Origin of the sequence: Buttiauxella gaviniae, assembly GCF_040786275.1 — a bacterium.
GTDB lineage: Bacteria > Pseudomonadota > Gammaproteobacteria > Enterobacterales > Enterobacteriaceae > Buttiauxella > Buttiauxella gaviniae_A.
In genome coordinates this window covers 3046593-3071617 of the sequence record NZ_JBFMVT010000002.1, presented here as the reverse complement: position 1 = coordinate 3071617, position 25025 = coordinate 3046593, and the positions used below count along the sequence as shown (strand labels likewise).

At 52.2% G+C, this 25025-nt stretch carries 22 protein-coding genes and 1 pseudogene; 14 read left to right on the top strand and 9 right to left on the bottom strand.

What is annotated here, in order from left to right; translation table 11 throughout:
* Positions 1–448: 448 nt before the first annotated feature.
* Positions 449–1054: an ankyrin repeat domain-containing protein gene (locus AB1E22_RS14860; RefSeq protein ID WP_367596006.1), complete on the bottom strand. Its 606-nt coding sequence runs from the start codon at positions 1052–1054 to the stop codon at positions 449–451.
* A 432-nt stretch (positions 1055–1486) separates the two neighbouring features.
* On the opposite strand from AB1E22_RS14860, the gene AB1E22_RS14855 reads away from it, so the two are divergent.
* Positions 1487–2416 carry a LysR substrate-binding domain-containing protein gene (locus AB1E22_RS14855; protein WP_367596005.1) on the top strand — a complete coding sequence of 310 codons (930 nt, stop codon included), beginning with the start codon at positions 1487–1489 and terminating at the stop codon, positions 2414–2416.
* On the opposite strand, the gene AB1E22_RS14850 is transcribed toward AB1E22_RS14855, so the two are convergent.
* Entirely contained in the window at positions 2413–3312 is a 900-nt protein-coding gene (locus AB1E22_RS14850; protein ID WP_367596004.1) for an acetamidase/formamidase family protein, read from the bottom strand. The genes AB1E22_RS14855 and AB1E22_RS14850 overlap by 4 nt on opposite strands.
* Positions 3313–3563: 251 nt before the next feature.
* On the opposite strand from AB1E22_RS14850, the gene fdnG reads away from it, so the two are divergent.
* From fdnG to AB1E22_RS14830, 4 genes are all read left to right on the top strand, one after another.
* Positions 3564–6614 carry a formate dehydrogenase-N subunit alpha gene (gene fdnG / locus AB1E22_RS14845; protein WP_367596003.1) on the top strand — a complete coding sequence of 1017 codons (3051 nt, stop codon included), beginning with the start codon at positions 3564–3566 and terminating at the stop codon, positions 6612–6614.
* Between the two features lie 11 nt (positions 6615–6625).
* Positions 6626–7510, top strand: a complete 885-nt coding sequence (gene fdxH / locus AB1E22_RS14840; protein WP_367596002.1) for a formate dehydrogenase subunit beta — start codon at positions 6626–6628, stop codon at positions 7508–7510.
* Positions 7503–8159, top strand: a complete 657-nt coding sequence (gene fdnI, locus AB1E22_RS14835) for a formate dehydrogenase-N subunit gamma (protein ID WP_367596001.1) — start codon at positions 7503–7505, stop codon at positions 8157–8159. Before fdxH ends, fdnI begins: the two co-directional genes overlap by 8 nt.
* A gap of 115 nt (positions 8160–8274) precedes the next feature.
* On the top strand, positions 8275–8529 hold the full coding sequence (locus AB1E22_RS14830) for a DUF1158 domain-containing protein (protein ID WP_367596000.1): 255 nt from the start codon (positions 8275–8277) through the stop codon (positions 8527–8529).
* A gap of 416 nt (positions 8530–8945) precedes the next feature.
* Here AB1E22_RS14830 and AB1E22_RS14825 read toward each other — a convergent pair whose 3' ends face one another.
* The gene (locus AB1E22_RS14825) at positions 8946–10229 is read right to left on the bottom strand and encodes a mechanosensitive ion channel family protein (RefSeq protein ID WP_367595999.1); all 1284 of its coding nucleotides are present in this window, start codon (positions 10227–10229) and stop codon (positions 8946–8948) included.
* 228 nt (positions 10230–10457) lie between these two features.
* On the opposite strand from AB1E22_RS14825, the gene AB1E22_RS14820 reads away from it, so the two are divergent.
* Both AB1E22_RS14820 and AB1E22_RS14815 read left to right on the top strand, forming a co-directional pair.
* Positions 10458–11576, top strand: a complete 1119-nt coding sequence (locus AB1E22_RS14820; protein WP_367595998.1) for a YbdK family carboxylate-amine ligase — start codon at positions 10458–10460, stop codon at positions 11574–11576.
* Between the two features lie 225 nt (positions 11577–11801).
* Positions 11802–12368 carry a helix-turn-helix transcriptional regulator gene (locus AB1E22_RS14815; protein ID WP_367595997.1) on the top strand — a complete coding sequence of 189 codons (567 nt, stop codon included), beginning with the start codon at positions 11802–11804 and terminating at the stop codon, positions 12366–12368.
* A gap of 489 nt (positions 12369–12857) precedes the next feature.
* Here AB1E22_RS14815 and AB1E22_RS14810 read toward each other — a convergent pair whose 3' ends face one another.
* Positions 12858–13751 carry a LysR family transcriptional regulator gene (locus AB1E22_RS14810; protein ID WP_367595996.1) on the bottom strand — a complete coding sequence of 298 codons (894 nt, stop codon included), beginning with the start codon at positions 13749–13751 and terminating at the stop codon, positions 12858–12860.
* A 249-nt stretch (positions 13752–14000) separates the two neighbouring features.
* On the opposite strand from AB1E22_RS14810, the gene AB1E22_RS14805 reads away from it, so the two are divergent.
* The 7 genes and pseudogenes from AB1E22_RS14805 (at position 14001) to lldD (ending at position 21423) form a co-directional block, all read left to right on the top strand.
* Complete coding sequence (locus AB1E22_RS14805) at positions 14001–14408, top strand: (R)-mandelonitrile lyase (protein WP_437178386.1); 408 nt, start codon at positions 14001–14003, stop codon at positions 14406–14408.
* Between the two features lie 22 nt (positions 14409–14430).
* Positions 14431–15486: an NAD(P)-dependent alcohol dehydrogenase gene (locus AB1E22_RS14800; protein ID WP_367595995.1), complete on the top strand. Its 1056-nt coding sequence runs from the start codon at positions 14431–14433 to the stop codon at positions 15484–15486.
* Positions 15487–15716: 230 nt separating this feature from the next.
* Positions 15717–16130, top strand: a complete 414-nt coding sequence (locus tag AB1E22_RS14795) for a DUF2946 domain-containing protein (RefSeq protein WP_367595994.1) — start codon at positions 15717–15719, stop codon at positions 16128–16130.
* A 40-nt stretch (positions 16131–16170) separates the two neighbouring features.
* Positions 16171–17517: pseudogene (locus AB1E22_RS14790) on the top strand (PepSY-associated TM helix domain-containing protein); the annotation flags it as partial.
* Positions 17518–17804: 287 nt separating this feature from the next.
* Positions 17805–19460 (top strand): L-lactate permease, encoded by a 1656-nt coding sequence (lldP, locus tag AB1E22_RS14785; protein ID WP_367595993.1) that lies wholly within the window; start codon positions 17805–17807, stop codon positions 19458–19460.
* Positions 19460–20242, top strand: a complete 783-nt coding sequence (lldR, locus tag AB1E22_RS14780) for a transcriptional regulator LldR (RefSeq protein ID WP_367595992.1) — start codon at positions 19460–19462, stop codon at positions 20240–20242. Before lldP ends, lldR begins: the two co-directional genes overlap by 1 nt.
* Complete coding sequence (gene lldD, locus AB1E22_RS14775; protein ID WP_367595991.1) at positions 20242–21423, top strand: FMN-dependent L-lactate dehydrogenase LldD; 1182 nt, start codon at positions 20242–20244, stop codon at positions 21421–21423. The genes lldR and lldD overlap by 1 nt, the downstream gene beginning before the upstream one ends.
* Positions 21424–21500: 77 nt before the next feature.
* On the opposite strand, the gene AB1E22_RS14770 is transcribed toward lldD, so the two are convergent.
* The 5 genes from AB1E22_RS14770 to ilvB all read right to left on the bottom strand — a co-directional run bounded on the left by AB1E22_RS14770 (position 21501) and on the right by ilvB (position 24987).
* Positions 21501–21929 carry an OsmC family protein gene (locus tag AB1E22_RS14770; RefSeq protein ID WP_367595990.1) on the bottom strand — a complete coding sequence of 143 codons (429 nt, stop codon included), beginning with the start codon at positions 21927–21929 and terminating at the stop codon, positions 21501–21503.
* Between the two features lie 163 nt (positions 21930–22092).
* Positions 22093–22482 carry a type II toxin-antitoxin system VapC family toxin gene (locus tag AB1E22_RS14765; RefSeq protein ID WP_367595989.1) on the bottom strand — a complete coding sequence of 130 codons (390 nt, stop codon included), beginning with the start codon at positions 22480–22482 and terminating at the stop codon, positions 22093–22095.
* 2 nt (positions 22483–22484) lie between these two features.
* On the bottom strand, positions 22485–22748 hold the full coding sequence (locus tag AB1E22_RS14760) for an antitoxin (protein ID WP_367595988.1): 264 nt from the start codon (positions 22746–22748) through the stop codon (positions 22485–22487).
* Positions 22749–23013: 265 nt separating this feature from the next.
* The gene (ilvN, locus tag AB1E22_RS14755; protein ID WP_367595987.1) at positions 23014–23295 is read right to left on the bottom strand and encodes an acetolactate synthase small subunit; all 282 of its coding nucleotides are present in this window, start codon (positions 23293–23295) and stop codon (positions 23014–23016) included.
* Positions 23296–23298: 3 nt separating this feature from the next.
* Positions 23299–24987, bottom strand: coding sequence for an acetolactate synthase large subunit (ilvB, locus tag AB1E22_RS14750; protein WP_367595986.1), 1689 nt, complete (start codon positions 24985–24987; stop codon positions 23299–23301).
* Between the last annotated feature and the right edge of the window lie 38 nt (positions 24988–25025).

Here is a 25025-nt window from a genome sequence, read left to right as displayed (position 1 = left end):
CGCCGTGAAAATAAAATAATGATGAACTTTCTTTTACGTTTGAGCGGATAATTTGCGCCAGACTTTGCCAGTCGGTTTCTGCTCTTCGCGCTTTCGTTAAATAAAGGGCATCGGGTTGCCAATATAGGCAGCGAGAAAAATCGATGCGTTTATCGGGACCAATATCAATGCCGTTGCCGTGAAAACTAACCCGTTCACCGGGCCGGAAGAGATTCTGACACTGCTCAAGTGCTAAACGGCAGCTATTCGGCCCGTTGTCACAGTCGGTACTCAGCAAAGTGAATATCTGTTGCCTTTCAGGGAGGTGGATATTGACCGCCCTGGAAAACACCTGTTCAACATAACCGGTTCTATCACCTTGTAAATCGGGTTCTAAAAAGGTGATGTCTGCCGTTTGAGCAAAGAGGCACTGCCGCGAGAAATGGCTGGCGATAGTGCGTCTCCTGGTTTAAGCCCCGGCGTTAACTAACAGTTCGGCGATCTCGTGGTAGCCTTTTTCACGGGCTAATGTCAGCGGTGATTTGCCGTATTTGTCGGTCATTTGCGGGTTGGCACCGTGCTCCAGCAGCAGCTTGACGATCTCTTGCTGTTTCGCGCCGCCGTCGTTCAATACAATGGCTTCGAGCAGCGGCGTCCAGCCGACAAAATTGGTGTGGTTGACGTTAATTTCGGTGCGCGTCAGTAATTCACGCACAATTTCGACATGGCCTTTTTCGCTCGCGGGAGTAATGCCTACTCCACCGAAGCGAGATAATACATTCAGGTCTGGGTTAGCCGGTAATATCAGGCGCAGCAGCGTTAAATCGTTATTCAGGCAGCTTAATAAGAAAGGGTTAAAACAGGTTTGATCCTGTTTATTAATATCGGCTCCGGCAGCAATTAAATATTCCACGCAGTCATATTTTTTATTCAGGCTGGCAAGAGTAATCGCCGTTCTTTGCTGGCGATTTGTGGCGTTAATATCCACGCCTTTTGCCAGACAATTTTTTAGCCCGTCCAGGTTGCCCTGTTCGGCGGCGTTTAGAAATTCTGTGGTTAATTCATTCTGAGACATTTCCCGATTCTCCTGATGCTATTTCCGATAAATTGAGAATAGCAACACTCTGAGCGCTTTAACATCCGTTTAAAAATCATTCATCGTTAATGACAGCATTGTTGAACAAATCTCAACAATGTGAGAAAAATGTGGGTCAGCGCAATCTTTTACCTGGGATAAAACCGTTTTCACCGCACTTTAGTCCCGACTGGCAGGATAGCCACCAGCCCTTGTCGATAGCGGGTAAAAGCAGATTCAAGAAGTGTGATACTCTTCAAATCACTTGTAACAGCAGTGTTAAATATGGTTCAAGACTGCGGCTGGGATCATAAGAATTACAAATACATTCAACAATGCGGCGTCGGGTGGCGCTTACGCTTACCCGACCTACAAACCGTTACCTGGCCGTAGGTCGGGTAAGCGCTAGCGCCACCCGACAAGAGGTAAAAAATGAACTCCATCTTCACCGAAGAAAACCTCCAGGCATTTACTACCGCTGCCCGTTACGCCAGTTTTAGCAAAGCCGCGGTGGAGCTGGGCGTGACCACATCGGCCATCAGCTACACCATCAAGCGGATCGAAACTTATCTCGATGTGGTTCTCTTCGTGCGCAATACCCGCAGCATTGAACTGACGGAATCCGGCTACTATTTCTATCGCAAGGCGACGGAGCTGCTGAACGATTTCCATGCCATCAAACGCGGCGTCGATACCATTTCACAAGGTATTGAGGTGAAGGTGCGCATCTGCATTAATCAGTTGCTTTACACCCCGCGCCACACCGCAAAACTGCTGCAAATTCTCAAAAAACAGTTTCCCACCTGCCTGATCACCATCACCACCGAGGTGTACAACGGCGTGTGGGACGCGATTATCAATAATCAGGCAAATATTGCGATTGGCGCGCCGGATACGCTGCTCGACGGGGGCGGGATTGATTACACCGAAATTGGCGCGATTCGCTGGGAGTTTGCCATCGCCCCCACGCATCCGCTGGCGTTTATGCCGGAGCCGATTTCCGAAAGCCAACTGCGTCTGTATCCCAATATCATGGTGGAAGACACGGCGCTGACGCTCAACAAAAAGGTAGGCTGGTTGCTGCACGGGCAGGAGGCAATTCTGGTGCCGGATTTTAACACCAAGTGCCAGTGCCAGATTCTGGGGGAAGGCGTGGGTTTTTTGCCGAGTTATATGGTGCGCGAAGCCCAGGAGAGTGGGCTGCTGGTTACCCGTCAGATTAACAACCCGCGCCAGGATTCACGCATGTTGCTGGCAACCCAACACGCCGCCACCGGGCAAGTCACCCAGTGGATTAAAAAACAGTTCGCCGTGGGCGGGCTGCTGGCTGAAATTTACGGGGATTTATTGCACCGCGATTAAATCTTTAGCTTCAACTGCTGCGCCACGCTTTTTGGCAGCGCGAAACGGCAGGTTTTCAGCGGGTCGACCACCTGGCAAATCTGCAAATCACCCGCGATGCTCAGTAAGTTGATGGCGTCAGGCAAAGAGACATCGGTATTGTCGGCAATAAAGTGCGCCATATTCCGCGTTGCCAGGGCTGCGGCGTCATCCAGCGTTAAGGCGGATGCCAGAGTAAAAAGGGTGTCGTCGTTTTCGAGCATTGGCGTTGGCAGAGCGCGGTTTTTAATCACGCTGAGGTTCACCACCACATCCCCCGCCACTTCCAGGCCGCACACCGACACTTCGCCATCGCCCATTGCGGCGTGCAGATCGCCCAGCGCAAACAGCGCCCCTTCGACGTTAACCGGCAAATAGAGCGTACTGCCCGCCGTAATCATTTTGCAGTCCATGTTTCCGCCGTGGCTGTCAGGCGTACCGCAAGAGATCGCATCCCCCGCCGGCGCCACGCCAATCACGCCGATCATCGGGTTAATCGCCACGCGCACGCCGCCGGGAAGTTGCGCTTTGCCGTTATCAATCGGCACCACTAAAATACGCGGTTCGGTCAGTTCATCCCCAATAACACCCAGTTGCGGAGCCGTGACCATTACAGCCCGATCGCCGCGCAGCGTGATGCTTTTAATTTCTACTTTCAGCACGTCGCCAGGTTTAGCGTCCTGAACAAATACCGGGCCGGTTGCCGGGTTAATACGCTGCCAGTCGAGCTGATTAAAGACGGCTTCTGCGGTCTGTATCTGGTCAGAAAAACAGTCGCAGGTCGCGAAGCTGACATCGGTATTGCTCGAAACCGTCGCCACCGGCGCGTTTTCGCGGCTCATGGCGTAAATGACCTGGGTATTGGGAATCTTTAACATAGTGGGTCCTGATTATGATGGTGTGGTGTTTGCCATAAGGCTTATTATTTTGACGAATTTTTATAGCAAGTTAGCGGCCCGGTGTTAAGCCTATATTCATATACTCTTTATGGTTATTGGTCTTTCCCCGCCTCCTACTCATTAAGTGTAGGTTCACTACTCAATCCTTAGCGAATTGATTTTACTCAATAACCCTTCTGCTTCAGTTGCTATTTTCGCCGCCATTCATACGTCATAACAGTGAGGTTAGGATGAACGTCAGCCGCAGAAAGTTTTTTAAAATCTGTGCAGGCGGGATGGCAGGGACAACGGTAGCGGTTCTTGGTTTTGCGCCGAAAATGGCGCTCGCGGAAACGCGCAATTATAAATTGCTGCGTGCCAAAGAGACTCGTAATACGTGTACCTACTGTGCCGTTGGGTGCGGTTTATTAATGTACAGCATGGCCGGAGACGGCTCAGGCAATGTTAAATCCAGTATTTTCCACATCGAAGGTGACCCGGATCATCCGGTAAGCCGCGGGGCACTTTGCCCGAAAGGCGCAGGTTCGCTCGATTACATCCACAGCGAAAGCCGCCTGACTTACCCGGAATATCGCGCACCAGGTTCTGATAAGTGGCAACGCATCAGTTGGAATGATGCCTTAACGCGCATCGCCCGCCTGATGAAAGACGACCGCGACGCAAACTTTGTTGAGAAAAACGAACATAACGTCACGGTGAACCGCTGGCTGACGACCGGAATGCTTTGCGCCTCGGCTGCCAGTAACGAAAACGGCGCACTGACCAACAAATTTGTTCGGGCACTAGGGATTCTTGGCGTAGATAACCAGGCGCGCGTCTGACACGGACCAACGGTAGCAAGTCTTGCTCCAACATTTGGTCGCGGTGCCATGACGAACCACTGGATCGACATGAAAAATGCCAACGTTATCGTCGTGATGGGCGGTAATGCGGCAGAAGCTCATCCCGTAGGTTTCCGCTGGGCGCTGGAAGCGCAAAAAAACAACGATGCGAAAATTGTCGTTGTCGATCCGCGCTTTACCCGTACCGCTTCAATTGCAGATGTTTATGCCCCTATCCGTTCGGGCACCGATATTACGTTCCTGCTGGGCGTGATTCTGTATTTGATTAACAACAATAAAATTAACGCTGAATACGTTAAGCACTACACCAATGCCAGCCTGCTGGTACGGGACGATTTCAGCTTTGACGATGGCCTGTTTAGCGGATTTGACGCCGAGACTCGCCAGTACGACAAAACAAGCTGGAACTACCAGTTTGATAGTGAAGGCGTTCCGCTTCGCGATGACACCTTTACCCACCCGCGCTGCGTCTGGAATCTGCTGAAAGAGCACGTTTCCCGTTACACGCCGGACGTGGTGGAAAATATCTGCGGTACGCCGCGGGAAGATTTCCTGAAAGTCTGCGAAGTGCTGGCCTCCACCAGTGCGGTTGATCGCACCACCAGCTTCCTTTATGCGCTGGGCTGGACTCACCACACCGTGGGCGCGCAGAACATCCGTACCATGGCGATGATCCAGTTGCTGCTCGGGAATATGGGCATGCCTGGCGGCGGCGTTAACGCGCTTCGCGGCCACTCCAACGTGCAAGGCATGACCGATATCGGCCCGCTGGCGACCACGCTTCCGGGTTATCTGGCTCTGCCGAACGAGAAGCATGTCGATCTGCAAAGTTATCTCGACGCCAATACGCCAAAAACCGTGGTGCCTGGGCAGGTTAACTACTGGAGCAACTATCCAAAGTTCTTCGTTAGCCTGATGAAGCATCTCTACGGCGATGCGGCGACCCTTGAGAACCAGTGGGGCTACGACTGGCTGCCGAAGTGGGATCAGCCTTACGACGTGCTGCGCTACTTCGACATGATGCATCGGGGCAAAGTGAATGGTTATATCTGCCAGGGCTTTAACCCGATCGCCTCCACGCCGGATAAGAACAAGCTGGTCGCCTCCCTCAGCAAGCTGAAATACATGGTGGTTATCGATCCGCTGGTCACAGAAACCTCTAATTTCTGGCAGAACCACGGCGAGATGAACGATGTGGATTCCGCGAGCATTCAGACCGAGGTCTTCCGCCTGCCGTCCACCTGCTTTGCCGAAGAAGACGGCTGTATTGTCAACTCTGGCCGTTGGATGCAGTGGCACTGGAAAGGTGCGGATGCACCGGGCGAAGCGCGTACCGACGGGCAAATCCTGGCTGGCCTGCTCCATCAACTGCGCGAGCTTTACCGCCAGGAAGGCGGCAAGGGCATCGAGCCGCTGATGAATATGAGCTGGCACTATGACCAGTTCTTCCACCCTTCTGCGGAAGAAGTGGCGAAAGAAAACAACGGTTATGCGCTGGCGGATTTGTACGACGATAAAGGCAACCTGCTGCGTAAGAAAGGCGAGCTTCTGGACTCCTTCGCTCAAATGCGTGACGACGGCACCACCTCTTCGGGCTGCTGGATTTACGCCGGAAGCTGGACTGAGAATGGCAACCGCATGGCGAACCGCGATAACGCGGACCCGTCTGGGTTGGGCACCACTCTTGGCTGGGGCTGGGCATGGCCGATGAACCGCCGCGTGCTGTATAACCGCGCGTCTGCTGACACGAAAGGTAAACCGTGGGATCCAAAACGTCCGCTTATTGAGTGGAACGGGCAAAAATGGGTTGGCTACGACATTCCTGACTTCAACAATTCGCCGCCGGAAGCGAACGTTGGGCCGTTCATCATGCAGCAGGAAGGTTTGGGGCGTCTGTTCGCGCTTAATAAGCTGGCAGAAGGGCCGTTCCCTGAGCACTACGAGCCGTATGAAACGCCGCTGGGGACGAACCCGCTGCACCCGAACGTGGTGTCGAACCCGGTCGTTCGCATATTTGAAGCCGACGCGAAGCGCCTGGGTACGCATAAGGAATTCCCTTATGTGGGGACAACTTACCGCCTGACGGAACACTTCCACACCTGGACCAAACACGCACGGCTTAACGCCATTGCGCAGCCGGAACAGTTTGTGGAGATAAGCGAAGGGTTGGCAAAAGCGAAAGGCATCACCACCGGTGATACCGTCAAAGTCAGCAATAAACGCGGCTTTATTCGTGCCAAAGCGGTAGTCACCCCGCGTATCCGGACGCTAAACGTCAATGGTCAGCAGGTGGAAACCATCGGTATTCCGCTGCACTGGGGCTTTGAAGGGAAGACGCAGAAGGGCTATCTGGCCAATACGCTGACGCCTGCCGTAGGCGATGCCAACTCACAGACGCCGGAGTTTAAGGCGTTTCTGGTTAACATTGAGAAGGCGTAAGGAGCGAACTCATGTCCATGCAATCTCAGGATATTATTAAGCGTTCGGCTACTAACGGTTTTACGCCGCCGCCGCAGGCTCGCGACTACAAAGATGAAGTCGCGAAGCTGATTGACGTCTCAAGCTGTATTGGCTGCAAAGCCTGTCAGGTCGCCTGTTCCGAGTGGAATGACATCCGTGATGAGGTGGGACATTGTGTGGGGGTGTACGACAACCCCACCGATCTCAGCGCCAAATCCTGGACAGTTATGCGCTTTAGCGAAACCACTCAGAACGGCAAGCTGGAGTGGCTCATTCGTAAAGACGGCTGTATGCACTGCGAAGATCCGGGCTGCCTGAAGGCATGCCCGTCTGCCGGAGCGATCATTCAGTACGCTAACGGCATCGTCGATTTTCAGTCGGAACATTGTATTGGCTGCGGCTACTGTATCGCCGGTTGCCCGTTCAACGTTCCGCGCCTGAATAAAGACGATAACCGCGTCTACAAATGCACGCTTTGTGTCGATCGCGTAAGCGTAGGCCAGGAGCCTGCCTGCGTGAAAACCTGCCCGACCGGTGCGATTCACTTTGGCACCAAGAAGGCCATGCTGGAGTTGGCTGACCAGCGCGTGGCGACGCTGCAAAAGCGCGGCTATGCGCACGCGGGGCTCTACAACCCGGAAGGCGTTGGCGGCACGCACGTGATGTATGTTCTGCACCACGCCGACCAGCCGGGGCTGTACCACAATCTGCCGAAAGACCCGAAAATTGATACATCAGTCAGCCTGTGGAAAGGGATCCTCAAACCGTTGTCGGCGGCAGGTTTCATCGCCACCTTCGCCGGTCTGATTTTCCATTACATTGGCATCGGGCCGAACGAAGAGGTGGATGAAGACGAGGAGGAACATCATGACTAAGCAGAGCAAGATGATTGTCAGAACGAAGTTTATCGACCGCGCCTGTCACTGGACGGTGGTCATTTGCTTCTTCCTGGTGTCGCTCTCCGGCATCGCGCTGTTCTTCCCAACGCTGCAATGGCTGACGGAAACCTTCGGCACCCCGCAGATGGGGCGTATTTTGCACCCGTTCTTCGGCGTGGCGATCTTTATGATGCTGATGTTTATGTTTGTGCGCTTTGTGCACCACAACATTCCTGACAAACACGATATTCCGTGGGTGAAAGGCATTGTCGAGGTGCTCAAAGGCAACGAGCATAAAGTGGCGAAGGTGGGCAAATATAACGCCGGGCAGAAGATGATGTTCTGGACCATCATGAGCATGATTTCTGTGCTGCTGGTGAGCGGGATTGTTATCTGGCGCCCGTACTTTGCCGGGTTCTTCCCGATTCAGATTGTGCGTTACGGCCTGCTTATCCACGCCACATCCGCCATCGTTTTGCTCCTCGCGATTATGGTGCATATGTACATGGCGTTCTGGGTAAAAGGCTCGATTAAAGGCATGATCGTCGGCAAAGTTAGCCGCCGCTGGGCGCAGAAACACCATCCGCGCTGGTATCAATCGGTTCTTGCCAAAGAAGCGAAGAAAGAGAGTACCGAAGGGCTGTAATTCTCCTGCCCTGCTTTCCCGGATTGCGTTCGGGAAAGCAGGGATTTGAATCAGCAGATATTTTCCCGGACAATATGTTTTTTAACTCAACGATTGAGTCCGGGGTAACAACTGCATGAAACACCCTCTCGAAACCCTGATGAGTGCTGGCGGCATCTTGCTGCTGGCCTTCTTTTCCTGCCTGCTACTCCCCGCCCCTGCGCTGACAATTGACCTTGCGCAAAAACTCATCAAGATGTTCCATTTGCTGGATATGAACCAGCTCTACACCATTATTTTCTGCCTGTGGTTCCTGGCGTTGGGTGCCATTGAATATTTCGTGATTCGTTTTATCTGGCGGCGCTGGTTTTCCATTGAAAGGGATGTGTGAGGTTCAGTTGTAGGATGGGAATACCGTTCCATTTTTGTCGGTTGGCGCTGCGCTTAACCGACCTACGAGCTGCCAACGCACCTGCAGCTTGAAGTGTGACGGGTATATACCCTAAATAATTCAAGTTGCAGGAAGGTGGCAATCAAAAGAATCACAATAAGCTTATTCAAGTAAGTGATTCGGGTGATTGAGAGCTGCCAACGCACCTGCAGCGTGAAGTATGGCGGGTATATACCCTAAATAATTCGAGTTGCAGGAAGGCGGCAATCGAAGGAATCCCGATGAGCTTACTCAAGTAAGTGATTCGGGTGATTGAGAGCAGCCAACGCACCTGCAGCTTGAAGTATGGCGGGTATATACCCTAAATAATTCGAGTTGCAGGAAGGCGGCAATCGAAGGAATCCCGATGAGCTTACTCAAGTAAGTGATTCGGGTGATTGAGAGCTGCCAACGCACCTGCAGCTTGAAGTATGACGGGTACGAATATCATTGCCGGTGGGCGCCTGATGAACACGCAGACCAAACTGATCGACCACGGCAAATATATGCTCAAAAATGTCTGCCTGAATGGCTTCATATTCCAGCCACACCACTGTATTCGTAAAGGCATAAATTTCAATCGGTAAACCTTCCGCGCCGGGGGCTAACTGGCGCACCATTAGCGTCATATCTTTGCGGATGTGGGGATGATTTTTCAGATATTCGTTCAGATAGACTCGAAACGTCCCGACGTTCGTCATACTGCGGGCGTTTAATACCGAAATGCCATCGCTATTGTGCGTGCGGTTATAATCTTCAATTTCTTTACTGCGCGAATCCATATAAGGCTTCAGAAGCCTTGCCTGCATTAAACGCGCTATCTCTTCTGGCGACAAAAAATGAATACTGGTGGTATCAATATTAATACTGCGTTTAATACGACGCCCACCCGACTGCGACATTCCGCTCCAGTTTTTAAAGGCATCAGAGACCAACGCATAAGTCGGAATGGTGGTGATGGTATTATCCCAGTTACGCACTTTCACCGTGGTGAGGCCAATATCGGTTACCGCACCGTCTGCACCATATTTAGGCATCTCCAGCCAGTCGCCCAGCTTTAACATACGGTTTGCGGAAAGCTGAATACCGGCCACTAGCCCTAGAATAGGGTCTTTAAACACCAGCATCAGCACCGCCGCCATCGCTCCCAGGCCGCTGATCAGGATCGCCGGTGACTGGCCGATGATTCTCGAGATAATCATAATACCAATAACAATCGAGCTAATTAACTTCACCCCCTGGAATATTCCTTTCAAGGGGATATTGGAAGCCAGGGTAAATTTCTGCGAGAAATTATAGATAACATCCAGCAGAGAAAATAACGCCAGCAAAGAGAAAAGCATAATCCAGAGCTGTGCACCAATAATTAATATCGTGCTGATGTCACTGCCTTTTTGCAGCCATAACACCGCCTGAATATTGACAATTATCCCTTGCAGCGTGGAAGCCAGCCGGTGAAACAGTTTATTTTCAGTGATTATTTGCAGCCACAGGTGCTGACTGGAACGGGCCCTTTTCTCAAATGCCCGCAACACGATGCGGTGCAAAATAAAATGCACCAGCAGTGCAAAGACAAAAATAATACCCAGCACAATAAACAGCGAAGTTGTCTGGTCAATAACAATGCCAAACTCGCTCAAAAGTGAAACCAAATCTTTCATAATAGCTCCTTCTAATCCAACGCCTATAATGCTGGCTGATGATTCCATCTGCAACCGCAAGAGCACTTTTTAATTAGTTGAACATTCTTTACATTATTTTTATTGCATTCATCAGGCATGGATAATTCTTATCTTAATAAAGGTGTAAAAACCTTTTAAAGAGAGCGTGCTTTTCCCGCGTCTGGCTATACTCAATTCAGACTCCAGATACATAAGAGAGAATCCAGTATGCCATTAACTGAATTTGTTCATTCTGACCCGTATACGCTCGGTATTGAGCTGGAGCTGCAAATAATCAGCCCTCCTTCCTACGACCTCAGCCAGGATTCATCCCTGCTAATTGACTCCCTGAAAGGCGCAGTGACAGAAGGCGAAGTCAAACATGACATCACTGAAAGCATGCTGGAAATCGCAACGGGCGTATGCCCGACTATCACTGAGGCTCATGCCCAGCTTTCTACTTTGCGTCAGCACGTTTTGCACTCGGCGAACCAACACCATCTGGCCATTTGCGGCGGCGGCACCCATCCGTTTCAAAAATGGCAGCGCCAGGAAATTTGCCAGAGCGAGCGGTATAAACAGACGCTTGAGCTTTTCGGTTATTTGATGAAACAGGCCACGGTATTTGGCCAGCATGTGCATGTGGGGTGTGAAAATGAAGAGGACGCCATCTATTTAATGCACGGTTTATCGCGATTTGTGCCGCATGTCATCGCGCTTTCGGCCTCATCGCCCTATATCCAGGGCGGAGACACGACGTACGCCTCCTCGCGTCTGAATATTTTCTCGGCCTTTCCGGATAACGGCCCGGCACCCTTTGTTAGCGACTGGAACGAGTTTAAATGGATGTACCAGCGCCTGGAGTCGAGCAGCATTGTGCAATCAATGAAAGATCTGCACTGGGATATTCGCCCCAGCCCGAAATTCGGCACCGTCGAAGTGCGCGTGATGGACACGCCACTCACCCTTTCACGTGCGATAAATATCGCCGGTTTTATTCAGGCGCTGGCTCACTGGCTGCTTACCGAACGCCCTTTTGTGCCGCGCTCTGAAGATTATCTCCTTTATCGTTTTAACCGTTTCCAGGCCTGCCGGTTTGGGCTCGAAGGCGTCCTGACGGATGTTCGCACCAGCGAACAGCGCACCCTTGCAGAAGATATTTTGCCCCTGCTCGACACCCTTGCGCCGTATGCAGCGCAGCTTCAGGCGACATCGGCTTTAGAAGCCATTGAAGGGTATACGCGTAATAACGACAGCGACACCCGCCGCATTCGCCAATTTATCGACAAAGGGGGGCTTTTGACCGAGCTTGTGCGGGAACATTGTGATATTTGGGCCAGAGAGTGAATTTATTTTTTCCAGTTTAATACATTTAGCCGCATCCGCTTTAAACAAGGCAGTTGATTTATATAGATAGTAAGCACAAGTTAATTACTCATTAATTTGTGCTTATCCCTCAAGTCATTCCTTTAATAAAAATACATGATAAAGTCTCCTGCGAATCTTTTCGATTCTTCAAAGTGAACAAACCTAATATTTTATCATCCGCATATTTTTAAAAGGATTTATAGCGTGAACGTAATATCAAGTTGTTTGAAGAAAAACATTTATATCCTAAGCGACAACAGCTATTTGTTACCCGGTATCGAAACACTATTACAGACGTTCTCCCAGCCAAACGTTAAGTTCTCTGTTAAGCATATCCCTAATAATAAGTTGCACCTCCTGTTATCACAACTTAAAGAGCAAGAAGGCGCGCCAAATACCGTTAACTATTACATCGCTGAAAAACAAGTGTTTTATATTCTAAAAACAAATAACCTCTCTCCGTCTGGCGTTCTTATCCCCCCAACAATTACCCTCACTGAATTACAAAAAATATTAATGAGATGTAATGAAAAAGTTTCATCTCTAAACTCTCAGTTCTACTACCGAAATACACATTCACATCGTGAATTTGAAGTCGTCACCTTACTGCTGGAAGGAATGCCGCAAAGAAGTATCGCCGCTAAACTCGGCATCTCGATTAAAACCGTAAGCCATCATAAGCAGGTCGCCATTAAAAAAAGTGGTTTTTCGAACTTTAATGAATATTACCTTCGCAATTTGTCAATTCATCCTCTTATCCAACATCACTGATAGTCTGTTTCCTCTTTCATCACGAGAGAGGAAACAGATTTTACCTTCATAATTTGCACGGTCAGCGCTTCAGATTCGGACTGGATGCAGGCGTTTTATGCTGCCTTTGCGGCAGTGCACTTTTTTACTCATCACTCATCCAGTCTGCAAAATTCCAGGCTGCCTGTGCGGCAGTGCACCTGCTTTGCCGGTTCTACGTTTATTGGGAGCGTTTCTAAGCTGCCTGTACGGCAGTGCACGCGGAATGCAGATGCTTCCCGCGACTTCTTCTTTTTCTAAGCTGCCTGTACGGCAGTGCACAGGAAAGATACCGCGATAACTCTTTGATTAACAGCGGCAAAGTCGATAATCATTCTGTTAGACCCTTTTTATTGTCAGTTTATTTAATGCTTTAAAAATCAATAAATTACAATATCTGCTAAAAAAAGGGTTTTCGGCATACTTTCAACATTGCCTCAATTCAAACACTGAGGCAGCCACCATACACATCTACTGCCTGAACCTTAACGCTTCGACAAACAGCGCAAATGCGGTGGTGTGCTGCTTGCGGCTTGGGTAATAAAGGTAGTAACCGGGGAATGATTCACACCAGGGTTGCAGCACCCGGACTAAGCGGCCATCGGCAATTTCTTCTCGCACAGAATCTTCGGGAACATACGCCAGGCCGAAACCCACCACGGCAGCGTCAATGCGCTGACGCAGGCTGTTGAACGTCAGTTGCCCGTCAACACGCACTTTAAGTTCGCGCCCCGCTTTAGCAAACTCCCATGCATACAGGCCGCCCATGGTTGGCAGCCGCATATTGATGCAACGATGATTTTGCAATTCCTGTGGCGTTTGCGGAATGCCGTGCTTTTCTAAATATGACGGCGCGCCGACAACGGCCATGCTCATCTCAGGCCCGATACGCACCGCAATCATGTCTTTTGCAACCTGCTCCCCAAGCCGGATCCCTGCATCGAAGCGCTCGCTGACAATATCGGTCAGCGTATTGTCGACGGTGATTTCAACTTTGATGTCCGGATAGTCACCGAGGAACGATTTCAGCACCGGCCACAGGACGGAATCCACCGCATGTTCACCCGCGGTAATACGGATATTCCCCGCCGGGTTTTCGCGCATTTCAATTAACGCTTCCAGCTCGCCTTCAATTTCAGCGAAACGCGGGCCGAGGCTTTCCACCAGTTTTTCTCCGGCTTCGGTTGGCGCAACGCTGCGTGTGGTGCGCGTCAGCAAACGCAGTTCGAGCCGCTCTTCCAGGCCGCGAATAGCATGGCTTAGCGCCGACTGCGATACGCCTAGCTGAGCCGCAGCCTTGGTAAAACTGCGCTCGCGGGCCACCACCAGGAATGAAATCAGGTCGCTAAAGTTCTCTTTTAACATGCGCGGATCTGCCGTCAAATTAGTGTGATAAAAACAGCAGTATACGTTTATTTATGAGCGCGGTTCATAGCTCCTTTCACATTTACCAGGCTAATCGCCTTGCGGCTCAAGCGGTACTCTTCTCGCCGAAACCGACAACAGAAATACACTATCTTGCCTGGCAAACCTGCCAGCCGCGCTCAGTTTCCTATACTTCAGTCTTGTGCTGTCCATGTTAAGCCCGGCTTCATTCGCCGGAGCGGAGGAAAAATGGAAGAGAAAATGAAAATCATCAAGGCAGGCTCTCAGCCGTCTCAGTCAGGTCCGGAAAGCTACTTCACCGGCAGAGTCCGTATTGATGCACCTTTCCAGACCACGCCACCTGCACGCACCGGCGGTGCAACCGTCACATTTGAACCAGGCGCTCGCACGGCCTGGCATACCCATCCGCTGGGGCAAACGCTGATTATCACGCACGGTCACGGCTGGCTACAGGAGTGGGGTGGGCAGATTCACGACATGAATCAAGGTGATATTGTGTGGATACCTGAGGGCGTAAAACACTGGCACGGCGCCACGCCCGACAATGCCATGACGCATATCGCGATTGCTGAATCCCTCAATGGCAGCCCGGTCGAATGGCTGGAACACGTAAGCGACGATCAATACAAAAAATAGCCACTCAATCCGGAGAACAGACATGACGATGAAAGTACTCGGTTATGCGGCACAGTCCGCAGAAGTTCCACTTGCTCCATTCGAATTTATGCGACGCGAAGCGCGTCCTGATGATGTGGTCATTGAAGTGATGTATTGCGGCGTGTGCCACTCGGATTTACATCAGGCTCGTAATGACTGGGGGTTTAGCACCTATCCCCTGGTGCCGGGGCATGAAGTGGTTGGCCGCGTGGCTTCTGTAGGCAGTAACGTCACCAAATTTAAGCCGGGAGATTACGCGGGAATCGGTTGTATGGTGGACTCGTGTCGCACCTGCCATCCGTGTAAAGAAGGCCTTGAGCAGTATTGCGAAGAAGGTAACGTCCAGACTTACAACGGTGTCGATCGTCACGATCATCAACCCACCTACGGCGGCTATTCTCAGGCGATTGTCGCCTCTGAAGATTTTGTGCTGAAGATGCCGGAAGGGATGGATTTGAAAGGTGCGGCACCGCTGCTGTGCGCGGGCATTACGACCTGGTCGCCGCTGCGCCACTGGAATGTGGGAAAAGGCAGTAAAGTGGCGGTTATCGGGCTCGGTGGCCTGGGCCATATGGCGCTAAAACTGGCTAATGCGCTCGGCGCAGAAGTGACGCTGTTCACCCGTTCGGCCAGTAAAGAGGAAGACGCTCGCCGTTTAGGGGCGCACCATATTGTGCTGTCAACCGATGACGCGCAAATGGCCGCGGTACACAATCAATTTGAATTGATTATCGACACCGTGCCTTACGATCACGATATCAACCCGTATATGCCAACGCTCACGCTTGACGGAACGCTGGTTTACGTCGGCCTGCTGGGAAATATTGAACCGCCAGTCAGTACCCTGCCGATGATTCTAGGCCGCCGTTCGGTTGCCGGTTCCTGTATTGGGGGGATTAAAGAGACCCAGGAGATGCTCGATTTCTGCGGCGAACACGGCATTGTTTCTGATATTGAAATGATCGATATGCAGGAGATCAACGAAGCCTACGAGCGGATGCTGAAAAGCGATGTGAAATACCGTTTTGTGATTGATATGTCGACGCTCAGAGCGTAGTGAAATCAGTGGATGGTGCTGTCGCTTATCCCCCTTACAATGGCTGTTTGTAGGTTGGGTAAACGGCAACACCACCCGACTTCAACGTCACGGCTACAACGTTGATGTAGGGCGGGTAAACGAAGTGCCACCCGCCACCTTTTATTCAGGCCGCACGTGAGTAACTCCCACAATTTATGCCCAAAAGTGTACAATCGCGCATCTCATTTTTAGCGCGTTGGATTGCACGATTGTCATCCCTTTTTTCTCTGTCACGCCATACATGGCCTTCGGCGATCGCCCTGCTGGCGATGCTGATGTTGTTTATCGCCCCGGTGATTTCAAAATCACTGGAGCACCCGCGTGTGACAGAGATAAGCAGCCACGCTCATCATCACGTAGTAATGGATATGGGGTCGATGGAGATGCCCGCGTCCACGTACCTGATGCCGGGTATGGGTGCCTCGGTGATGGACGATATCGCCTGCGGATACTGCCAACTGCTGCTACACATTCCGCTTATCATCTGGCTTTTCATCCCTTTTATCTGGCTGCAGTGGCGAATTTCACGCGCACCGCCGCCGCCGATTATTCCCCCACTTCTGGCTCAACATATTGATGCCAAATCACAGCCCCGCGCCCCGCCTGTCAAGCCGTCTCGTTAATAAAAACAACATTTAACGTCACAGCTTTCAGAGGATAATCATGTCTGTGAATCACTCTCAGCTCGCCCTTCGTGGCGCGCTGCTGACGCTTTTGCGTCGCCTGCATTTTTACGTGGGGCTGTTCGTCGGGCCATTTATTTTCATCGCTGCGCTTACCGGCACGTTGTATGTGTTGACGCCGCAAATTGAAAATGCGCTTTATCACGATGCTTTACACACTCAGGAAAATGGCGCTGCTCATTCGCTTTCACACCAAATAGCGGCGGCCCAGCGCTATATTGGCGAAGATGCGCGTATTTATGCGGTACGCCCTGCGCCTCAACCTGGGGATACAACACGTGTGCAGTTTGTCGATTCCAAGCTGGGTGAATCCGAATCCCGAGCCATTTTTGTCTCGCCTTCGACACTGAACATTCAGGGCGACATGACGGTTTACGGCACCAGCGGCGTGCTGCCGCTGCGCACCTGGATTGACCAGTTCCACCGCGGGTTACTGCTGGGAAATGCAGGCAGGATCTACAGCGAACTTGCGGCATCCTGGCTATGGGTAGCCGCTCTGGGTGGAGTGGTGCTCTGGCTAACATCACGCCCAAAAAGAGTGCGAAAAGTACGAAAAACCCCGCAAAGAAAAGCCCGACACTGGCATATCACTTTGGGTGCCACGTTGCTGCTTGGCTTGCTGTTTTTCTCGGCAACTGGCCTGAGCTGGTCACAATGGGCAGGCAGTAATATTGATAAAATGCGTAGCTCCCTGGGCTGGTTGACGCCACAGGTAAATACGGCGCTTGCGCCGCAAACCGGCCACCCGCACCACGACACGCACGCCGAACATCACGCCATGATGCCTGGCATGACGATGCCTGAAACAGATAACAACGCATGGGATCGCGTATTAAATGCCGCTCGCACAGCCGGGCTCGAGTCGAGTAAAACCGAGATTCGTCCTCCTCGTTCAGCGGATAAAGCCTGGACGGTGACGGAAATTGATCGCGCCTGGCCAACGCATGTCGATACCGTTGCGATCGATCCCAATGGTTTCAAGGTTATCGACCGTACGTATTTTGTTGATTTCTCGATGGTAGCCAAACTCACTCGCTGGGGAATTGATGCGCACATGGGGGTGCTGTTCGGGCTACCGAATCAGCTATTGCTCGCGGCGTTCGGCCTGGGTTTATGTGCGATGATCATCCTTGGTTACCGGATGTGGTGGCTGCGGCGGCCTGCCATATCGGCCAGTCCCGTGCAAACGCTAAGCGCGGCCTGGCTTGCGCTGCCGATGTTCTGGCGTGTTGCCGTGCTGTTGATAAGCGCCGTGCTCGGCTGGTGCCTACCGGTGATGGGCGTGAGCCTGGTGATGTTTATTGCTGCGGATGTTGGGCGCTGGCGGTTGATGGCGTTGAAGCCGCAGGTGTCTTAGTTTTCCCCTTCACACTAACCCTCTCCCTTTCGGGAGAGGGTTAGTGTTCATGATTGATATCCCCCTCTCTCCCATTGGTCCTACCAATCCCACCAAAAACGTGACCACTTTGTGCATAACGGCAAAAAAAACAACATAAATATTGCCATCAATTAACACAAAGTTAACCATTAAAGCTCAATTACCCTACATCGCAGAGTTGGTCCGACCAATTTGGCGAAATAATAATAAGCACATCACGTTCTGGAGAGTCCTGCATGCAAGTCTGGCAACAAGTCTACAACCCCGCAGGTAACATCTGGCTATCAAGCCTCATCGCCGCTATTCCGATTATTTTCTTCTTTTTCGCACTCATTAAACTGCGCATGAAGGGCTACACTGCCGCAACCATTACCGTTGGGCTCGCACTGTTAGTGGCACTCTTTTTTTACCGCATGCCCTTCGATCGCGCGTTATCGTCGGTGGTTTATGGTTTCTTCTACGGTTTATGGCCGATCGCTTGGATCATCATCGCCGCCGTCTTCGTCTATAAAATCTCGGTAAAAACCGGGCAGTTCGACATTATCCGCTCATCAATTCTGTCCATTACGCCAGACCAACGGCTGCAAATGCTGATTGTCGGTTTCTCTTTCGGCGCGTTTCTGGAAGGGGCCGCAGGGTTTGGAGCGCCGGTTGCAATCACCGCCGCATTACTGGTTGGCCTCGGCTTTAACCCCCTCTACGCCGCAGGTCTTTGCCTGATTGTGAACACCGCGCCGGTTGCCTTTGGCGCGATGGGTATTCCGATTATTGTGGCGGGCCAGGTCACCGGCCTGGACAGTTTTGAAATCGGCCAGATGGTGGGTCGCCAGTTGCCTTTCCTGACGATTATCGTGCTGTTCTGGATTATGGCGATTATGGATGGCTGGCGCGGGATTAAAGAGACGTGGCCTGCGGTGATGGTTGCCGGTGGTTCTTTTGCGATTGCGCAGTTCCTCAGTTCTAACTTCTTAGGCCCGGAACTGCCCGATATTATCTCCTCGCTGGTTTCTCTGGTTTGTTTGACCGCTTTTTTACGCATCTGGAAGCCGGTTCGCATCTTCCGCTTTGGCGACGTTGGCGCATCAGTAACCGACCAAACACTGGCCCGTACAAACTACACATTAGGCCAGGTGGTTCGCGCCTGGATGCCGTTTATCTTCCTGACCGCGACCGTCACTCTCTGGAGCATTCCACCGTTTAAAGCACTGTTTGCTCCAGGCGGTGCGCTGGCCGATTGGGTATTTAACGTTTCCGTACCGTTCCTCGATAAAATGGTCGCTAAAATGCCGCCGGTTGTAGCGCAAAGCATGGCCTATGCGGCGGTCTATAAATTTGACTGGTTCTCTGCCACCGGTACCGCAATTCTGGTCGCCGCACTGATTTCCATTGTTTACCTGCGCATGAAGCCGAAGGCGGCCATCGAGACATTCGGGGAAACGCTGAAAGAACTGGCGCTGCCGATTTACTCCATCGGCATGGTGTTGGCCTTCGCCTTTATTTCTAACTACTCCGGATTGTCGGCAACACTTGCCCTGGCGCTGGCTCACACCGGCCACGCGTTTACCTTCTTCTCTCCCTTCCTCGGCTGGCTGGGCGTGTTCCTCACCGGGTCTGATACCTCGTCAAATGCGCTTTTTGCCGCACTCCAGGCGACGACCGCGCAACAAATTGGCGTGTCTGATTTGCTGCTGGTCGCAGCGAATACCACGGGTGGCGTGACGGGCAAAATGATTTCGCCACAGTCTATCGCCATCGCCTGCGCCGCCGTTGGGCTGGTGGGGAAAGAGTCGGATCTGTTCCGTTTCACCGTGAAACATAGTCTGATTTTCACCTGCATGGTGGGCGTGATTACCACACTTCAGGCTTACGTTCTGACCTGGATGATTCCTTGATGACCACGCAGCCACGCCTGGCCGACCATCTGGTCGAGCGCGTAAAAGCCCTGATTAGCGAGCTTAAACTGGAGGCGGGTATGCGCTTGCCCGCCGAACGCCAGCTTGCTGCTGAGATGGGCGTTTCGCGCTCATCTATTCGCGAAGCCATTCAAAAACTGATCAGCGAAGGCGTGTTAATAAGCCGCCGAGGCGACGGTACGTTTGTGCGGTATGAGGTTCAGGCCTGGTCTGAACAACGCATCGTGCAACCGCTGAAAACCCTGGTGGAAGACGATCCCAACTATCGTTACGACATTTTAGAGGCGCGGCATGCGATTGAAGCCAGCACCGCCTGGTACGCCGCAATGCGCGCTACGCCTGCGGATAAAGAGAAGCTGATCGCCTGCTTTGATGCCACCGTAAAGTTCAAAGAGAGCGACGACCCGGATCTGGCGGCTCAGGCCGATGTGCGTTTTCACCTCGCCATCGCCGAAGCCTCGCACAACATCGTGCTGCTCCAGACGATGCGCGGTTTTTTCGACCTGCTGCAATCTTCTGTTATGCACAGCCGCCAGCGCATGTACACCGTCCCCGCGATTTTTGCGGGACTCACCGAACAGCATAATGAACTGTTGCAGGCCATTCTGGCAGGCGACCCGGAGCGCGCGCGTCGCGCGGCAAAAACACACCTCGGGTTTGTCCATTCCACCATTAAAACCCTGCATGAAGACGAAGCCAGGCAGGCACGAATCTGCCGCCTGCCCGATGAAGATACCGACGTAACAAGGGATAAAAATTAATGATTATTTCTGCCGCAACTGATTACCGCGCCGCCGCCCAACGCATTCTGCCGCCCTTCCTGTTCCATTATATTGACGGCGGGGCTTATGCCGAACATACGTTGCGCCGCAACGTTGATGACCTGGCGCAGGTGGCGTTGAAGCAGCGGGTGCTAAAAAATATGTCCGCTCTAAGCCTTGAAACCAAACTGTTTAATGAAACGCTATCGATGCCCGTAGCCCTGGCTCCGGTCGGTTTATGCGGAATGTACGCCAGACGGGGTGAAGTTCAGGCGGCCAAAGCGGCGGCGGCAAAAGGCATTCCGTTTACGCTTTCCACCGTTTCCGTCTGCCCTATCGAAGAAGTTGCGCCTGTGATTGACCGCCCGATGTGGTTCCAGCTTTATGTGCTGAAAGACCGTGGTTTTATGCGCAACGCGCTTGAGCGCGCCAAAGCGGCGGGTTGCTCGACGCTTGTGTTTACCGTCGATATGCCTACGCCGGGGGCGCGTTATCGTGACGCGCACTCTGGCATGAGCGGGCAACATGCCGCGCTGCGCCGCTACTGGCAGGCAGTCACGCATCCACAGTGGGCCTGGGACGTGGGTCTGAACGGTCGCCCGCATGATTTAGGCAATATCTCTACCTATCTCGGAAAACCGACAGGGCTTGAAGATTATATTGGCTGGCTGGCGAATAACTTTGACCCGTCGATTTCATGGAGCGATCTGGAGTGGATTCGCGAATTCTGGGATGGCCCGATGATCATCAAAGGCATTCTCGACCCGGAAGATGCTAAAGATGCGGTGCGTTTTGGGGCGGATGGAATTGTGGTGTCAAACCACGGTGGTCGCCAGCTTGATGGCGTGCTGTCATCGTGCCGCGCCCTGCCCGCCATTGCCGACGCGGTGAAAGGCGATATCGCTATTCTTGCCGACAGTGGCATTCGCAACGGGCTGGATGTGGTACGCATGATTGCGCTCGGCGCCGACACCTGCCTGCTGGGCCGCGCTTATCTGTACGCTCTGGCCACTCATGGCCAGGCCGGCGTTACCCATCTGCTGAACTTAATCGAAAAAGAGATGCGCGTTGCGATGACGCTAACCGGCGCGAAATCTATTGCGGACATCAGCCCTGAGTTGCTGGTACGCGAAGGGCTGAAAGAGATGCTTTCCCCGCAGGCCATGGCATCAGGCTTCTGACCAGCCAGGATTACCCTGTCAAAGGCGCAGCGCTGCCGCCGGAATGCACCGGAGACAGCGTTTGCCGGGGAATGGGATTAGTTGAGTTTGTAGTCGAGGGTAATTTCAGCTTTAAGCAGTTGCGATACCGGGCAACCGGCTTTGGCTTTCTGAATAATTTTATCGAACGCCGCGCTATCCGCATTCGGAACTTTAACGTTACTGGTTAGCGCAATTTTGGTAATAGCAAAACCACCGTCAGTCTTATCCAGCGAGACATCGGCTGTGGTATCGATACTTTCCGCCGTGTAGCCCTCTTCGCCAAGCATTAGCGAGAGCGCCATTGAGAAGCAAGCTGCGTGTGCCGCACCGATTAACTCTTCAGGATTGGTGCCAGGAACACCTTCAAAACGCGTGTTAAAACCATAAGGCTGTTCTTTTAACGCGCCACTCTCGGTGGAAACAGTCCCTTTGCCGCGTTTAATGTCACCTTCCCAGTGAGCCTGTCCTTTCTTATGAATGGTCATGTAATCGCTCCTATTTATTGACACGAACATCAAGTATAGAAGTTGAATACGGGCTTGCCTGGCAACTCAGAACAATCCTTGTGGCGAAAAAAATAAAATGAATAAATCGATGCACATCGTCTGCACCCTACCGAACACATGGAGTGCAGCTTCAAAAGCTAAGCTAGTGCGTCCAGTCCTCGACTCGCAAACGCGTTACCATAGTGAAGGCACGATCGCTGGTGATAAGTGTCGCGTTTCGGCTTAGGGCATGTGCCGCAATAAGCTGATCAAGATGCCCCATCACTTTGCCTTTCTTTTCCATCGCGGCTCGTAACTGGCCGTAGCTTTTTGCCGCTTCGCTATCCCACGGATAGACCGAGACTGTTTCCAGAAAACTTTGCACTGCGGCATTTAACTTCTTGCTCTGACGCTTAGCCACGCCATACAACAACTCGGCTTGCGTAACACTTGAAATGCAGACTTCCAAAGGCCGCGTTTGGGCGAGATTTTCCATCACTTTAGGGTGCTGACGGAAAAGATAGCTCACCGTATTGGTATCAAGCATGTACATGATCAGTCCATTCCTGCAAAGGGATCTCGCTGCTCAATACCCTGGTTACGTTCCTGTTCATCAAGGAATGTCTCAGGGACTTTCGCTTTCTTCACTAAAGCGAAAACATTGTCCCATCCTTCTGGTTTAGCTGGGTTTTTCGAAAGAATCACGTTTCCCTCCTTGTCTTTACGGATATAAACCCTGTCGGTATCAAACTCAAACTCCACGGGCAACCTCACCGCCTGGTTCCTGCCGTTTTTAAAAAGCTTTGCGATACGTTCCATAATCCCTCCTGGCATTGAATGGCCTATGCCATAGCATATGCCACAGGAACGCATCCGCCAAGCTCACTTTTTATGCGTTTTATCGCTACGCAGGCAAATCTACCCTGAATTCCTGAAAATGGAATGTCTTTTTTTTAATCAACTTATTGTTTTGCGAGATGCTTTCAGAATTGTGAAAAAATGAAGAAACGTTGCAGGAAAGAGTGCGTCAGACATTACAAATGAGGTGGATAAACCAGGCCGTTTATCCACCATCACATATTCTCTATTGAACCAACGCCGTCAGCTTCCCGAATACCCCCGCCCCATCGGCATCGCGCTTGATTTGCACCACATCTTCGAGTTTGTCGATTTGGCTGATCATTTGTTCAAGACGCTGGTCGTCGGCCACCTGTAGCCAGATGCGGCTCTGGTCGCCCTGGGGTAATGGAAGGCAGAGAATGCCCTCTACGTTAAATGCGCGGCGGGCAAACAGGCCACAAATGTGAGACATCACGCCCGGATGGTTGCGCACCGTAAGTTCCAGAATAACGGTTAGTTGTTGCATGGATTACTCTCCAATCATCTCAATGTTGGCAGCGCCTGGTGGCACCATCGGGAATACTTTTTCACCGGCGTCAATGCGCACGTGAATCAGGCAAGGGCCAGGGCGTGAAATCGCTTCTTGCAGCGCCGCCTGCGGGTTTTCTGCACCATTCAGATCGCAGGTTTCCAGGCCAAAACCTTCGGCAATTTTCAGGAAATTCGTCTGCCCGGAGTAGGTCGCTGCAAAGACATTTTGTTGATAGAACAGCGTTTGTTGCTGATGCACCAGCCCCAGCGCCTGGTTGTTCAGGAGGATGATTTTTACATCCAGATTATGTTCCGCCGCGGTCGCCATTTCCTGAATGTTCATCAGGATGCTGCCGTCGCCGGTAAAACAGAGCACTTTGCGATTCGGTTCTGCCAGAGCGGCCCCTACAGCCGCGGGCAGCCCGAAGCCCATGGTGCCCAGCCCACCCGATGTCAGCCACTGGCGCGGGCGGTTCAGCGGATATGCTTGCGCGACCCACATTTGATGCTGGCCCACATCGGTGGTGATAATCGCGCTGTCATCCACGCATTCGGCCGTTGCGCGAATCAAACCGTACGGGGTTAAAGGATCGTCAACGCCAGGCATGCTGAACGGGAATTCTTGCTGCAAACCCGCCACCTGTTGCAGCCAGGCTGCGCGTGGCTGGGCGTCGATTTTTGGCAGTAACTGTTCGAGAACTTCGCCGACATCACCGCGAATAGCGATATGGGCCTGCTTGATTTTACCCAGCTCAGCGCGGTCGATATCGACATGAATAATTTTCGCATTCGGGCAAAATTCTTCGGTTTTACCGATCGCCCGGTCGTCAAAACGTGCCCCCAGAACAATCAGCAAATCGACTTCATGCAAAATAAAGTTAGTACTACGTGCGCCGTGCATACCCAGCATACCCAGTGACAGCGGGTGTTTAGCGGGAATGGTGCCGAGCGCCATCAGCGTCATGGTCGTTGGCAGGTTGGCTTTTTCAGCCAGAACACGAGCGTTGGCGTGAGCATTGATAACCCCGCCGCCGAGGTACAGCACCGGGCGCTGCGCCTGGTTAATCATGGCGGCAGCATCGGCAATTTGTTGGGCGTCAAATTGTGGCGCAGGTGTCAGTGCAGAAACGGGCGGCAGTTCGCTGATGTCGATTTCAGCGGTTTGCACATCTTTTGGAATATCAATCCATACCGGGCCTGGGCGGCCAGACTCGGCAATGCGGAACGCGTCGCAAATAACCTGCGGCAGCTCACTAATATCGCGGACCAGGTAGTTGTGTTTGGTGATGGGAATGGAGATGCCGTAGGTGTCGACTTCCTGGAACGCATCGGTGCCAATCATTGATTTAGGCACCTGGCCGGTAATGCACACCAGCGGAATGGAGTCGAGACGCGCGTCGGCGATGGCAGTTACCAGGTTTGTTGCCCCAGGACCGCTACAGGCAATACAGACCGCCGCTTTACCCTGCGTACGAGCCATGCCCTGCGCCATAAAGCCCGCGCCCTGTTCGTGGCGCGCCAGAATATGGCGGATCTTTTTGCTTTGGCTGAGTGCGTTGTAGAGCGGGAGAACCGTGCCACCGGGAATACCGCTGATGGTGGTAATGCCATGCTGCTCAAGCAGTTGCAGAATTAACTGCGCCCCCGTAATACGGTGTGCTTGCGGTGGGTTTTCCGAGATTGCCATGCTCCAGTCCTTCTTCTTATGCCGTTTCGCTTTTGGCC